Origin of the sequence: Aquirufa antheringensis (assembly GCF_004307425.1) — a bacterium.
Classification (GTDB): Bacteria; Bacteroidota; Bacteroidia; order Cytophagales; family Spirosomataceae; genus Aquirufa; species Aquirufa antheringensis.
In genome coordinates this window covers 157658-171233 of the sequence record NZ_SEWZ01000001.1, presented here as the reverse complement: position 1 = coordinate 171233, position 13576 = coordinate 157658, and the positions used below count along the sequence as shown (strand labels likewise).

At 44.3% G+C, this 13576-nt stretch carries 13 protein-coding genes; 3 read left to right on the top strand and 10 right to left on the bottom strand.

Annotation, left to right across the window (positions count from 1 at the left end):
* The 3 genes from EWU21_RS00835 to rsmH are packed head-to-tail and all read right to left on the bottom strand — an operon-like array spanning position 1 to position 3450.
* Positions 1-2151: a penicillin-binding protein gene (locus tag EWU21_RS00835; protein WP_130894897.1), complete on the bottom strand. Its 2151-nt coding sequence runs from the start codon at positions 2149-2151 to the stop codon at positions 1-3.
* Positions 2151-2534 (bottom strand): FtsL-like putative cell division protein, encoded by a 384-nt coding sequence (locus EWU21_RS00830; protein WP_130894896.1) that lies wholly within the window; start codon positions 2532-2534, stop codon positions 2151-2153. The genes EWU21_RS00835 and EWU21_RS00830 overlap by 1 nt, the downstream gene beginning before the upstream one ends.
* 1 nt (position 2535) lies before the next feature.
* Entirely contained in the window at positions 2536-3450 is a 915-nt protein-coding gene (rsmH, locus tag EWU21_RS00825; RefSeq protein ID WP_130894895.1) for a 16S rRNA (cytosine(1402)-N(4))-methyltransferase RsmH, read from the bottom strand.
* A 40-nt stretch (positions 3451-3490) separates the two neighbouring features.
* On the opposite strand from rsmH, the gene EWU21_RS00820 reads away from it, so the two are divergent.
* On the top strand, positions 3491-4795 hold the full coding sequence (locus tag EWU21_RS00820; RefSeq protein WP_130894894.1) for a peroxiredoxin family protein: 1305 nt from the start codon (positions 3491-3493) through the stop codon (positions 4793-4795).
* Positions 4795-5466, top strand: coding sequence for a phosphatase PAP2 family protein (locus tag EWU21_RS00815; protein ID WP_130894893.1), 672 nt, complete (start codon positions 4795-4797; stop codon positions 5464-5466). Before EWU21_RS00820 ends, EWU21_RS00815 begins: the two co-directional genes overlap by 1 nt.
* Here EWU21_RS00815 and nhaD read toward each other — a convergent pair.
* From nhaD to EWU21_RS00800, 3 genes are all read right to left on the bottom strand, one after another.
* The gene (nhaD, locus tag EWU21_RS00810) at positions 5463-6716 is read right to left on the bottom strand and encodes a sodium:proton antiporter NhaD (protein ID WP_130894892.1); all 1254 of its coding nucleotides are present in this window, start codon (positions 6714-6716) and stop codon (positions 5463-5465) included. The two genes, EWU21_RS00815 and nhaD, sit on opposite strands and share 4 nt — an antisense overlap.
* Before the next feature lies 1 nt (position 6717).
* Positions 6718-7920, bottom strand: coding sequence for a pyridoxal phosphate-dependent aminotransferase (locus EWU21_RS00805; RefSeq protein WP_130894891.1), 1203 nt, complete (start codon positions 7918-7920; stop codon positions 6718-6720).
* Positions 7921-8005: 85 nt separating this feature from the next.
* Positions 8006-9841 carry an ABC transporter ATP-binding protein gene (locus EWU21_RS00800; protein WP_130894890.1) on the bottom strand — a complete coding sequence of 612 codons (1836 nt, stop codon included), beginning with the start codon at positions 9839-9841 and terminating at the stop codon, positions 8006-8008.
* 58 nt (positions 9842-9899) lie between these two features.
* On the opposite strand from EWU21_RS00800, the gene EWU21_RS00795 reads away from it, so the two are divergent.
* Entirely contained in the window at positions 9900-10805 is a 906-nt protein-coding gene (locus tag EWU21_RS00795; protein WP_130894889.1) for a glycosyltransferase, read from the top strand.
* On the opposite strand, the gene EWU21_RS00790 is transcribed toward EWU21_RS00795, so the two are convergent.
* The 4 genes from EWU21_RS00790 to EWU21_RS00775 are packed head-to-tail and all read right to left on the bottom strand — an operon-like array spanning position 10795 to position 13553.
* Positions 10795-11685 carry a glycosyltransferase family 2 protein gene (locus tag EWU21_RS00790; RefSeq protein WP_130894888.1) on the bottom strand — a complete coding sequence of 297 codons (891 nt, stop codon included), beginning with the start codon at positions 11683-11685 and terminating at the stop codon, positions 10795-10797. The genes EWU21_RS00795 and EWU21_RS00790 overlap by 11 nt on opposite strands.
* Entirely contained in the window at positions 11685-12560 is an 876-nt protein-coding gene (locus EWU21_RS00785) for a glycosyltransferase family protein (RefSeq protein WP_130894887.1), read from the bottom strand. Before EWU21_RS00785 ends, EWU21_RS00790 begins: the two co-directional genes overlap by 1 nt.
* Positions 12557-13036, bottom strand: a complete 480-nt coding sequence (locus EWU21_RS00780; RefSeq protein ID WP_130894886.1) for an NADH-quinone oxidoreductase subunit C — start codon at positions 13034-13036, stop codon at positions 12557-12559. Before EWU21_RS00780 ends, EWU21_RS00785 begins: the two co-directional genes overlap by 4 nt.
* A 1-nt stretch (position 13037) precedes the next feature.
* Positions 13038-13553 carry an NADH-quinone oxidoreductase subunit B gene (locus tag EWU21_RS00775; RefSeq protein ID WP_130894885.1) on the bottom strand — a complete coding sequence of 172 codons (516 nt, stop codon included), beginning with the start codon at positions 13551-13553 and terminating at the stop codon, positions 13038-13040.
* Positions 13554-13576 lie beyond the last annotated feature (23 nt).

Genomic DNA, 13576 nt, shown 5'->3' with positions numbered 1-13576 from the left:
TTAATGCAGTTGAATAAAGACTAAACTATTTTTCGCGGCAGCTGTACCAGCTGGGATGGATTGATTTGTCACCGTCCCAAACCCATTCGCCCGCACCTTCAATCCTTTATTTTCTAAAGCAAACAAGGCATCGCGCAAATTCATGCCTACCACATTAGGTACCGTTTTAGGGGTCATGGTGATGGCTTGATTTCTTATGGTCTTCTTTTCTAAATTGAAGTTCAACCATTGGCCATTTTCCTCCACTTTAGGCAAACCTAAATGCGAGAATAGAATATTTTGGTCTGCTGGATGAAGTGTACTCGACAACTTATTCTTGTTCAACGAGTCTGGCAAATAACCTCGTAAGGTTTGTTGCAATTTCATATCGCGCAAATAAATTCGATCCGCAATTTCCTTGAAAACGGGGGCTGTTACTTGACGAGCGTACGTTCCTTCCGAATTACCCTTCGGTTCATCTACTGCGATAATGATCGAGTATTTGGGGTTCTTAACAGGAAAATACCCCGCAAATGTTGTGTAGTAATTTCCCTTACGATAGCCTTTTGCTCCAGTTACCGTACGTTGAGCAGTACCTGTTTTACCGGCAATGCCATAAACAGATCCTTTAATGTTATTCGCGGTTCCTTTGGTGACCACGCCCTCCAGCATGATTTGTAATTTTTTCAACGTTTCAGGAGAACATAATGGCTTCGAATCACGCATCTGTGTAGCCATATAATCTGTTACTACTTCATCCCCACGCGTTGCCTTACTGACAATAATGGGCTGAATCCAGTAGCCATTGTTTGCGATCGCATTATAGAAGGCCAAAATCTGCAATGGCGTATACTGCGTCGAATAACCCACAGAAGACCACAATAACTGCAAACCATCCCATTTAGAAGGCACCGGGAAAACGGGTTTTCTACTCGGTTTCAATTGAAAATCCAAAGATTCAATTAAGTGATACTTCTTCAGGTAATTATAAAACTTCTCATTGTTAGTAGTCCCAAAAGCCTCTTGAACCAGCTTCATCGTCCCCACGTTCGAGGAACTTTCAATCACCTGCTCTAATGAAATCGTACCTAATGGATGTGAATCCGACATTACACCGTTATACAATCGGAATTTACCATCTCCCGTATTCACCATCTTCGTCAATGGATAGTTTTTCTCTTCTAATACGGCCATAATGGATGGCAACTTGAAAACTGAACCCGGATCACGCGCCTCAAGTAAGGCATAATTATAGGTTTCAGAATAGCCAGTGGGCGAAAGCGGATTCGCCGCAATATTCGACAAGGCCTTAATCTTACCGGTCGAAACCTCCATCACAATGGCTACCGCGTAATTACCTTTAAATTTCTTCATCCCATTTAGTAGGGCAGATTCCACAATCTCTTGGATATTGATGTCCAAAGTAGAGTGCAAATCCACACCCGCTACCGGCAACTTAGGCTCATCGCCGGGCTCTGGACGCCAAGTATTATTATCCATTTTCTCGTACATCCCCTCTCCAAACTCTCCACGCAACTCTTTATCAAAACTATTCTCAATCCCCACACGTCCTTTATCTCGCAGATCCTTGAGATACCCTACGGTACGATAGGCCATTTGGCCAAAGGGTGCATAGCGCACATTAATCTTATCAAAAACAACGCCTGATTTATTGGAATTTTTCGCTTCTTTAAACAACGGAAAACTCAACACCTTTTTCTTTTCTTGGAAGTCTAACAAGCGATTATTCAACAACAAATAGGTCCGACCACTGCGTCTGGCTGCCGCAATCTTTTCCTTGTATTCATCCGCCGTGCGATCCTTAAAGAAGTTCGCTAATGCCGCAGCTAATCCATCAATATGCTGTTTATAGAATTCATCTGCCTTCGCATTCCCCGTCAAAACAGATGGATCCATCCCTAAGCGGTATTTAGGCAAAGTGGTCGACAACAGACTTCCATCATCCGAATAGATATTACCACGCGTAGCTTCTATCTTCCGCTTTTTCACATAAGTGGCCATTGCCTCTGAGCGAAACTTGGGCCCTTTTAGTACGACCACTTTGTACAAACTAAACAGTAGGTACAAGAAGACAGCCAAAATGATGATAAAAAACGTGTAGAAACGTCTCGTAATTAAGCCCCGAATATTAGGTCTTTTCTCCTTCGCCATTATTGCTCTTTATTGACTTGAATGATGATTTTAGTGGGAGGAAGCGTACTCACCCCGATTTGATAACGCTTCAGTGTCTCTTCCAAATTCGTTTGCTTGCTCACCTTCATATACTCCGCCTTCTGCGTGGTATAATCAGCACGATCCTCCTCTAAAGCACTTTTTTCTTTCTGAATTTGATGCAATTTACCATCAGCTAGCATCGAATAATAGATATTGATGAGGGTCAAAAAAGCAACGAAGGCGATTCTTTTCACCCACATGACCGGAAGTTCCCCTCCTGTGAAATTATCGATATTGAAAATGGAATCAAAAATCCCTTCCTTCTTAGGAGAGGAGATTCGCTTAGGCCCTGCTTCTTTAGGTTCGATGGGTGTTGCCATGTTATAATTTAGACGCTATTCTTAATTTTGCACTTCGAGAGCGCGGGTTCAATTTCAATTCTTCTTCTGAGGCCGTAATCGGCTTGCGAATCACCGACTCAAACGGTCGATGCACCACCCCAAATAAATCTTTATCTTCTTTCCCCTGCACATTCCCCGCTTTGATAAAATTCTTTACCAAGCGATCCTCTAACGAATGGAAAGACATAATGACAAGCCTACCTTCTGGCTTCAAAACCGCTGGTGCTTGAGCTAAAAATTCTTCAATCACCGCTAGCTCCTGATTCACCTCTATGCGAATCGCCTGAAAGACTTGTGCGAAGTATTTAAACTCCCGGTGTTTAGGAGCTAATTTATTCAAAATTTCTTTGAATTCTTGCGTCGTTTCAAGAGCTTTTCTGGTACGGGCCTGAATGATTGCTTGGGCCAAAGTCCGTGCATTCTTCACCTCCCCATACATCCCTAAAATGCGCTGCAATTCATCTGCCGAATAGCTGTTCAATAACTCAGCGGCCGTCATCGAGGCAGAAGGTCCCATCCGCATGTCCAAAGGACCATCAAAACGAATGGAGAATCCACGTTCCGGCGCATCTAACTGAAAGGAAGATACTCCGAAGTCCGCCAAAATACCATCTACCTGCTTCACGCGATGCAAACGCAAATACTTCTCTAAGTGACGAAAATTAGCCGTAATCAGCGTTAAACGCTCATCATCAATTTTCTCTGCTTGCTCCCAAGCATCTGGATCCTGATCAAAGGAAAACAACCGGCCTTTTGGACCGAGTTTAGCTAAAATCGCCTTCGAATGGCCTCCTCCACCAAAGGTCACATCCACATAGGTTCCCGCTGGATCAATGTGCAAACCATCGATGCATTCGTGCAACATGACGGAGGTATGGTAGGTGTTTTCTGGCATAATTTTGGATGAAAACAAAAATACAAATTATCCCTCGGCTATGCCATCAATTCACGAATTTGTATATGATTTTTTTGTGACAAGTTTCGAACCCGTATCTTTGTTCAAACGCCTACGGGATTCAACGATGAAAAAGACCTTATTTGCTCTCCTATTTGCTCCTTTATTGAGCTTAGCCCAAGCACCTGTTACGGGACTTTGGCGGGCTTCTCTTGCTACACATGGCGGCGAATTACCCATTCAATTTGAAATTAACCCTGGTTCAAAATCAGCAAATTTAGATATCAAACTGGTAAATGGTGCGGAGAAATCCACGTTAGGAGAATCCTATTTTAGAGCGGATTCATTAGTTGTCCCATTCGACCTCTACGAAGCTGAGCTCGTTTTTCTAGTGACAAAAGCCACTGAAATGAAAGGCTATTTCGTCAAGAAAAGAAATGGAAAAACCGCCTATCGCTTACCCGTTTCAGCACTTGCAGGCCCTGCAGATAGATTTCTTAACCTACAACCTGCTACCGTAAACGTGAGCGGAAAGTGGATGGCTGACTTCTTTAGTGATGCCACGAACCATAGCCCTGGCGTAGGTGTTTTCGAACAAGAAGGAAACCAAGTTACTGGAACTTTTCTACGCACATCTGGTGACTACCGCTATTTGCAAGGCAACGTGAGCGGGGATAGTTTGTTTCTAAGTTACTTCGACGGCAGTGGCATAAACATGTTACGTGCGAAGGTGAAGGGCACGCAATTGACGGGAAGATTTACTTCGGGTTTAAGCGGAGTTAGAACCGTTGAAGCCAAATTTGATCCTGCAGCCGCCTTGCCAGATTTAAAGAAGCTAAGCTTTCTAAAACCCGGATTCGATCGCATCAATTTTACTCTTCCTACTACCTCAGGCGAACAAATTAGCCTACAAGATGATCGCTATAAAAACAAAGTCGTTGTGATTGAATTAATGGGATCTTGGTGTCCAAACTGCCTAGATGAATCTCGTTATTTAGCTCCCTTCTATACAAAATACAAAGACAAAGGCGTGGAAGTGATCGGCATTGCTTTTGAGAATTCAGCTGACATCGCGGTTGCAGGGCCTAAGATTAATAATTTTCAAAAGAAAATAGGCATCAGCTATCCTTTACTTTTTGCCGGAACGGCGGAAGATAAAACCATCGAGAAAGTATTACCGATGCTAAGTAAAATGAACGGATACCCTACCACCTTCATCATCGACAAAAAAGGGATTGTGAGAGAAATTCACACGGGATTCTCTGGCCCCGGAACGGGAAAATACTATGCCGATTGGATCACCGATTTTGAACATACGATTCAGAGCCTTTTAGCCGAAAAATAATGAGAATCATCGCCCTTATTTGCCTACTTACTTTTTCTGTACAGGCAGAGAAACCGTCTTTTAAAAAGTGGAAGATGCCTTTAGCTTTAGGTATTGCCAGTGGATTAACGTACAATCCATTTGCCAAGCAAATTCAAACGAAAATCGTCGCTCCTGGACGTATCACTCACTTAGATGATTACCTTCAATATGGACCTGCAGCGATGTATGTGGGCTTGAATATCGCTGAATTCAAGAGCAAAGAGGAGGCTTTCGATCAGGCTGGAGTTTTTCTTCTAGGCACTGGAATCTATGTAGCGACTACACAGGGATTAAAAGCAGCGATCACAGAGGCTAGACCAGACGGAACGGAAAAAACGTTCTCTTCTGGCCATACAGCCACGGCCTTTTTCGGAGCGACTGTTTTAGCGCATGAATACCGCGATTCCCATCCCGAGTTCGTGATAGCAGGTTATGCGTTAGCTACCGCTACAGGTGCGCTACGAATCGCAAATAACAAACATTGGGTAACGGATGTGTTAATGGGTTCGGCGATAGGTATCGCTTCGGCAGAATTAGCCTATCTTTTATATCCTAAAGTGCGTCATCAGTGGCAAAAACTGAATCGTTTCACCTTGACTCCTCAAGTGGCCCCAGCGTATTACGGCGCGAGTATGTCGATTGGATTTTAGTGCAATAACAAATACAAACCGGCGCCAGCGAAATAACCCAGCAAGGCAAGAAAGCCTATTTTTTTCAGGTACCAGCCGAATTCAATCTTCTCCATTCCCATCACGGCCACTCCAGCGGCAGATCCTATAATCAGGATACTTCCACCCGTACCCGCACAGAAGGCGAGGTATTCCCACATGACATGATCCATCGGAAAGTCTGTTAGCGAATACATTCCCATCGTAGCTGCCACTAATGGCACATTATCCACAACCGCTGATGCTAAACCAATGATGGTGACGATTATGTTTTGATTGCCTAATGCGTGTGCTAATTGATCCGAGAGTGCGTGTAAATAACCGAAGGACTCTAATCCTCCAATGGCTAACAGGATCCCTAAGAAAAAGAGAATGCTGGACGTATCGATTTTGGTCAACGCATAGCCCACACTCAAGTGTTTCTTCGCCTCCTCGTCTTTCTCTGAATGCAAGAGTTCTGACAAAATCCAAACGATGCCCAAGGCTAATAAAATACCCATGTAGGGAGGTAAATGTGTCAACGTTTTGAAAATAGGAACGCCTATCAAAGAACCGGCGCCTGCAAAAAGCATGATCTTTCCATCGCGTTCTTCAGTCGAACTTAAGGCAACTGAAGCGGCTGCCTGACCAATGGCTTGGTTTTTCAAGACATAAGAAGCAACAATCAAAGGCACAAGTAAAGCTACTAAAGAAGGCAACAATAAACTTTGAATAATACCGGTAGCCGAAATTTGACCTCCTATCCACAACATCGTCGTCGTTACGTCTCCAATGGGCGACCAAGCACCGCCTGCATTCGCGGCAATGACCACGATTCCCACAAAATACTTCCGGGTTTCTTTATTGCTGATCAACTTCCGAAGCAAGGTGACCATCACAATCGAGCTCGTCAAATTGTCTAAAACCGCAGACATGAAAAAGGTGATTAAACCCACTATCCAAAGCAGTTTAATCACCTTATCTGTTTTAATTAATCGAGAGACGAAGTAAAACCCCTGGTGGGCATCCACTAATTCCACTAGCGTCATCGCTCCTAACAAGAAGAATAAGATCTCCGAAGTAGACGCTAAGTGATGACCTAATTCAGAGGCATCTCCTGTAGAAATCGCATAAATTGTCCAAACAAGTACACCCGTAACTAAGGCTGTAGCCGTTTTATTAATTTTTAAGGGGTGCTCTAAGGTAATGGCTAAATACCCTAAAATAAAGACAATAATGGACGCGATTCCCATGTTATTTTAATTTAGCCACGGCCGCCTTAATGCGATCGCAAGCTTCTACTAATTGTTCGTCTGCTGCTGCTGTAGAAATACGCATACAATCCGGTGCTCCGAAACCTGAACCAGCCACTGTTGCTACAAAAGCATCTGCTAATAACCAAGAACAGAAATCATCTGAATCTTTGATCATCGTAGTACCATCTGTTTTACCGAAATAATACGAAATATCTGGGAACGCATAGAATGCACCATCTGGCATATTTACCTTGAAACCTGGGATATCACGTAATTTTTCTACCACTAACTTGCGACGGCGATCGTAGGCCGCTTTCATTTCGTAAGCGTGATCTAAGCTACCATTGAAGGCTGCGACTGCCGCTTTTTGAGCGATCGAGTTCGTACCTGAAGTCACTTGACCTTGTAATTTTTCGATTCCATCTGCGATCCATTTAGCCGCAGCGATAAATCCAATTCTCCAACCTGTCATCGCGTGACCTTTTGCCACCCCATTCACCGTGATCACACGTTCTTTGATTTCTGGAATAGATCCGATCGAGAAGTGACCACCTTGTGTGAAGTTGATGTATTCGTAGATTTCATCCGCTAGGACAAAGATATTTTCGTGACGTGCTACCACATTTGCGATATCACGTAATTCTGATTCTGTGTAAACCGATCCTGTAGGATTGTTAGGGGATGCGAACATCACCATTTTCGTTTTAGGCGTGATTGCAGCTTCGAATTGCTCTGGAGTCACTTTGAAGTTATTATCAAAAGCACCTTGAACAATTACCGAAGTTCCTTCGGCTAATTTCACCATCTCCGAGTAAGAAACCCAATAAGGAGAGAAGATGATCACTTCGTCGCCTGGGTTAATTAAGGCAGCAATCGCGTTTGCTAGCGAGTGTTTTGCACCCGTGCTCACCACGATATTTTCTGAACCCCACTCTAAGTTATTATCACGCTTTAATTTATTGGCGATCGCCATACGCAAATCTGGATAACCTGCAACAGGCGAATACCCGTGAAAACCATCATCAATCGCCTTTTTAGCCGCCTCACAGATGTGAGCAGGTGTTTTAAAATCCGGCTCCCCTACAGAAAGACTGATTACTTTGTGACCTTGAGCTGCTAATTCGCGCGCTTTTTTCGTCATCCCTAACGTAGAGGATTCTTCTAATGCTTGAATTCTTTGGGCTAATTGTGCTTGTGACATGGTATCTAGAAACGAATATTTGTATATAAAATCGACTGCAAAATTACTTTTTTGCAGACGGATAAGCTAATAAAATGTGTAAAAATTAGGCTGTAATACCTTGTGCCAAAACCGCATAGGCCCCTTTCTCGATCTTCATCAATTCTTCGTGCGTACCACGTTCGATGATTTCGCCTTGTTGTACGACTAAAATTTGGTCAGCGTGTTGAATCGTAGACAAACGGTGAGCAATAACTAGAACCGTGCGATTCTCCATTAAATGGCTCAAAGCCTCTTGTACTAACTTTTCGGATTCGTTATCTAACGCACTTGTGGCCTCGTCTAGAATCAAAATGGGTGGATTTTTGAGAACGGCGCGGGCGATGGAGATGCGTTGTCTTTGGCCCCCTGATAATTTAGAACCCCTATCCCCGATCACCGTTTCGTAACCTTCCGGATTCGCCGAAATGAAATCGTGTGCATTCGCAATCTTCGCCGCGGCCTGAACCTCCGCTAAGGTAGCCTCCGTCCCAAAAGCGATGTTATTGAATATCGTATCATTAAACAAGACCGATTCTTGGGTCACAATTCCCATCAAGCCTCTTAAGTCGTCCAAAGGAATGTTTTTCAACGGCACTCCATCCAAGGTAATCATACCCGACGATGGATCGTAAAAACGCGGCAATAAATCCGCTAGCGTAGACTTCCCGCCACCGGAGGCGCCCACCAGGGCAATCGTCTTTCCTTTAGGAATATCGAAACTCACTTCTTTCAACACAGAGCGCCCCTTCACATATTCGAAACCGACTTTTTGGAAGCTAATTTTATCTGTAAATTCATCCACCTGCGTAATCGGATCCTCTGCTACAATTTCAGATTGCGTATCCAATATTTCAATAATACGATCAGCCGAAGCCACCCCACGCTGAATGCCACTGAACGCATCCGCGATGGCTTTCGCCGGACGCATTACCTGCGAAAAAGTCGCAATAAACGCGATAAACGTCGAAGCGGATAATTCACCTTCTCCACTAATAACTAAACTACCGCCATATAATAAGATACCTGTTACCACTAAAACGCCTAGACTTTCAGAGGTGGGGGATGTTAGTTCTTGGCGGAATACCATCTTTAGCAAGGAATTTCGGTAGCGATCATTCCCCGCTTGAAACCGTGCATCCATCATCTTCTCAGCCCGAAAGGCTTTCACCACTCGCATGGCCCCAAAGGTCTCATCCAACAAACTGATAATTCCACTCAAATGCTGTTGCACTTCTCCGGCTGCACGGCGTAAACGTCTCGTAATCGTCGCAATCACTGAACCCGAAAGGGGCAATATGATCAACGAAAACAAAGTCAGCTTCACTGACATACTCGCCAGAAAAACGAAGAATAAAACCAGCGTAAAAATCTCTTTAAAAGTTGCCGTGAAGGCGCGGCCAATACTATTCTCCACTTCCTGAACGTCTGTCGTTAAACGGGACATCAGGTTGCCCTTTTTCTGCTCTGTGAAATAACTAAGGTCTAGGCGAATCGCCCGTTCAAAAACCGCTTGACGCAAGGAAGCAATGGTGTCTGCTTCGACTGTTTTGAGGACTCTTTGGGAAAAATACCGAAAGAAATTCGACAAAATCACCGAAACCATAATCGCCCCACAGGCATATTTCAGCGCTCCAATCCGTCCAAAATCCTCCAAAGCACCATAGAAATAGTGGTTAAACAAGAACGAGAAATAAGAGGGAGTTAACGAAAAAGCGGGTAAAACGCGGTAAATCTGAATATTCTCCGGAGCCGATTGATTGAACAAGACGTTCAACAAAGGAATCAGCAAAGTAAAATTAAGAATGCCGAACAAACTCGCTAGCAAGGAAAACCCGAAGTATGGAAATACATACTTGCGGATCGAAACGGCGTAGCTTAATAAGCGAAAATATGTTTTCAATGCGGCTTTTTATCGAAATTTTGGTCAAATTACGACAATTTTCAGAAACAATATCCGAATGTCGCCCTTAATTTCCATAGTGATGGCCACCTATAACGGGGAGAAATACCTCCGAGAGCAAGTGGACAGCTTGTTAGCTCAAAGCTATCCGTCTTTGGAATTTGTATTTGTGGATGATGCTTCTTCTGATTCATCACTTGCGATTTTGCGGAAATATGCCCTTACTGATTCTCGCATTCATATAGTCGCAAACACTGTCAATCAAGGCTTATTATCCACTTTCGAAACCGGAATCAAGGCAGCAAAAGGCGAAATAATGGCGCTAGCGGACCAGGATGATGTGTGGATGTTGGATAAAATCAGCTTGTTAGCAGGTGCCATTGGTTCGCATTCTATGATCTATGCAGACTCTGCTTTGACCAATGCGGCCGGTACTGTCACTGGAAAATTCTCCGATCGGAATCATTTATGTGATTATCCGACTGCGCTGCACTATGTTTTTGGGACCAAAGCCATGGGGCATGCGATGCTCTTCAAGCGCGAAATTATCGACATCGCCTTACCTTTCCCAGATTATGTGGGACACGATTATATCCTGGGTTTTGCCGCAGCAGCCCTAAACGGCGTTGCCTATTTCCCTACGACCTTAGTGAATTACCGCCAACACAGCAGTAACACGATGGGGGCGGATTTGAGTAAAGGAAAGAAAAATTATAACACGAGAGAGGAGCGAAATGCTCGGATTGTGAAGCGACTTAATTTACTCGCAGATCGTTGTCCTGCCAGCGATGAACGGGAAATTTTGCAGGCATTAGCTCAGGATTTTGCGTCAACTGACATCGCAGCACGTATACGTAGATTTCTCACCGTCGCTACACACCACCGAGCGATGTTAGCCTACAAAGGAAAATCGGCGTTAGGTAGTTTCCTTTACAGCTTCAAACTTCTATTTTCTATTTTCTAAACGGAAGACTTAATCGGTAATACAGATTCTTCAAATGCACTGTAAACGGAATCGGGCGCTGAACCAACGGTCCATCAAATGTATCCCCGCGATGCAGGTAGTATTTCGACAAGGTAGACGAGGTCATCCCCCATTTGCGAATAAACTGGTAATATCCCTTGTTCTGCTTCACACGCTTCACGGAAATGGACCCAAAATGATAAACCCTACTCCGCGAAATCCCTTTAAACAAGCGAACGCCCGCCTGCCAGCATTTCATAGAGAAATCGGGATCTGAATACATTCCCGGCGTAAATTCATTCGAATAACCTCCTACTTTATCCCAAAGCGACCGGTGCACCACATTAGGCGGCCAAGTCGCTCCTTGCCAGTCAGCAAAAGGTAAAGAGTCATAGGTTTCAAGTAATCTCGCTTCCTCGAAAGTGGCTAGCGAACGGCCAAAATCGGCCTGAATGGAACAAGCACTTTGAGCTTTAGGCTCGATGGCCGTGGCCGATAAAAAAAATTCCGTATGGCCGATGCTCTCAATCTCCTCTTTCAGAAAACCATCCCAATGAGGCAGCACGTACATATCGTCGTTCAAATACAAGAAATAATCTGCACGCGCTAGCTTGACCATTGCATTCATCGCGTAACAAACGCCCACGTTGATCGGGCTATAGGAAAAAGCGATATCCTTTTGTGATTCGACCCATTCTTTTGAGCCGTCATTCGCCTCATTCAAATGCAAGATGATTTCAAAAGAGGTCGTCGAATGTTTTCGGATGGCCGCAATACATAATTGCAAGTAGGCCAAATTATTCCAACTCGGAATGAGGATGGAGAAATAGGGATTAGCGGGCGCCTTAGATGCCGGGAAAAATTGAATCGACTCTTCCATTATAGCATGCGGTAGTTTTTGTATTCACCCACGCGGTACCCCGTGAGGTCTTCGATCTTCTGCAAAATCTTGCGGCGGAAAGTCATTTTCTTTTCTAATTCGACCGGATCAAAATAGAATGGCCAGTTCGATCGCGCCACGCGGTCTGCCATCACGGCTGGATGTGTGCCTTCAAATCGGAACAATCGTTCCGCATTACCGTAATCAAATTGGTAATCTGCCGGCACATTTTCGGCTAACCAAGCGTCATCGTGGTAGAATTGCGTAAAGTTACGCACCTTATTATTCAAACCCTCTGGCGGTTTTACCCAGCCATAATGGTTAATATAAGCCGGAATTAATTTCACTTTCAGCTTCTTGCCGTCTTTTCTAAAACCCTGCGCGTCCTTGTAGGAATGAACACCTGGATGCATTTTTACGACCCGAATTTCTCTTCTATACCAACGCCGTGACACTGCCACGTGGCCATAAGAACCGTAAAAATGTCGGTAATGAAAGAGCAAACCTTCCACGTTTGAATCAGCCAAATTCGCCTCCATCGCCGCTTTCACGACAGGCAAATCAGCTTCATGCACGCATTCGTCACCCTGGATATAGAAAGCCCAATCGATATCTTTGGAAATCGCCTGAAGCGCTTTATCTGTTTCTAAGGCAAATGTGGCGCCGCCTTCTCGTTTAGCATCATCCCAAACCGTCTCCACGATTTTGATTTTATCCGACGGAATCGATTGAATTAAGGCCAAAGTCTCATCTTCCGACGCCCCTACCGCCACCACGAACTCGTCGCAGATGGGTAAAATAGACGTGATGGCTTCTACGATGGCATAATCGTTCTTCACCGCATTCCGAATAAAGGTAAATCCGGCTATTTTCATCGATCGTATTTCACTTGAATACCGTGGTATTTCGTTTGTTCCACGTAATCTTTCCGCAATGGATGTCCCTCCCAGTCTTCTGGAAGCAATATTCTGCGTAAATCAGGATGATTGGTAAATTCAATGCCAAAGAAATCGAACGCCTCTCTCTCGTGCCAATCCGCCGTTCTCCAGACAGAAGATACAGAAGAAACCACGGGTGCCGAGCGTTCTAAAATTACCCGCAAATGCAAGGTGATATGATTCGGGATGGAATAAAGCGTATAAACAACTTCCATTTTATCCGCTTCTGGCCCTTGATCGATAGCCGTGATGCAGGAAAGGGAATCAAAATAGGTAGCTGGATTTTTCCAGAGAAAATCACAAACCGGCAAAATCTGCTCCGCAGGCAAAGTCAAACGACTTAATTCCTCCTCCCACTGGGATTCAAAACCAAATTCTGCTTGCAAGAATGCTTGAATTGCTGACAGTTCCATCCTATTTGTTTAAAGCTTCTAATATACGTTTAGGAGCTACAAGGGTCTCCTGACTGATCTTTTGTTGTAATTTAATGATGCCTCCTAAAAGTGCTTCTGGACGCGGTGGGCAACCCGGAACATAAACGTCCACGGGAATAATTTTATCCACTCCTTTCACCACATGGTAGCCGTGTTCCCAATAAGGACCGCCACAATTCGCACAAGAACCCATGGAAATCACATACCGCGGTTCTGGCATTTGTTCATATAGACGGCGAATGCGATCTGCCATTTTAAATGTCACGGTTCCAGCCACAATCATCACGTCAGACTGACGCGGGGAAGGCCGAGGAAATACCCCAAAACGATCTAAATCGTAACCTGACGCAAAGGATTGCATCATTTCGATCGCGCAACACGCTAAACCAAAGCTCATTGGCCAAAGCGAACTCGCCCTCGCCCAATTAAATAAATCTTCGACATTGCTGAGCACAAAGCCGTCGGATTCAAATTCTTGGTCTAAAAAACTCTTCATGTTTGGGGTTATTTTCGCAATCG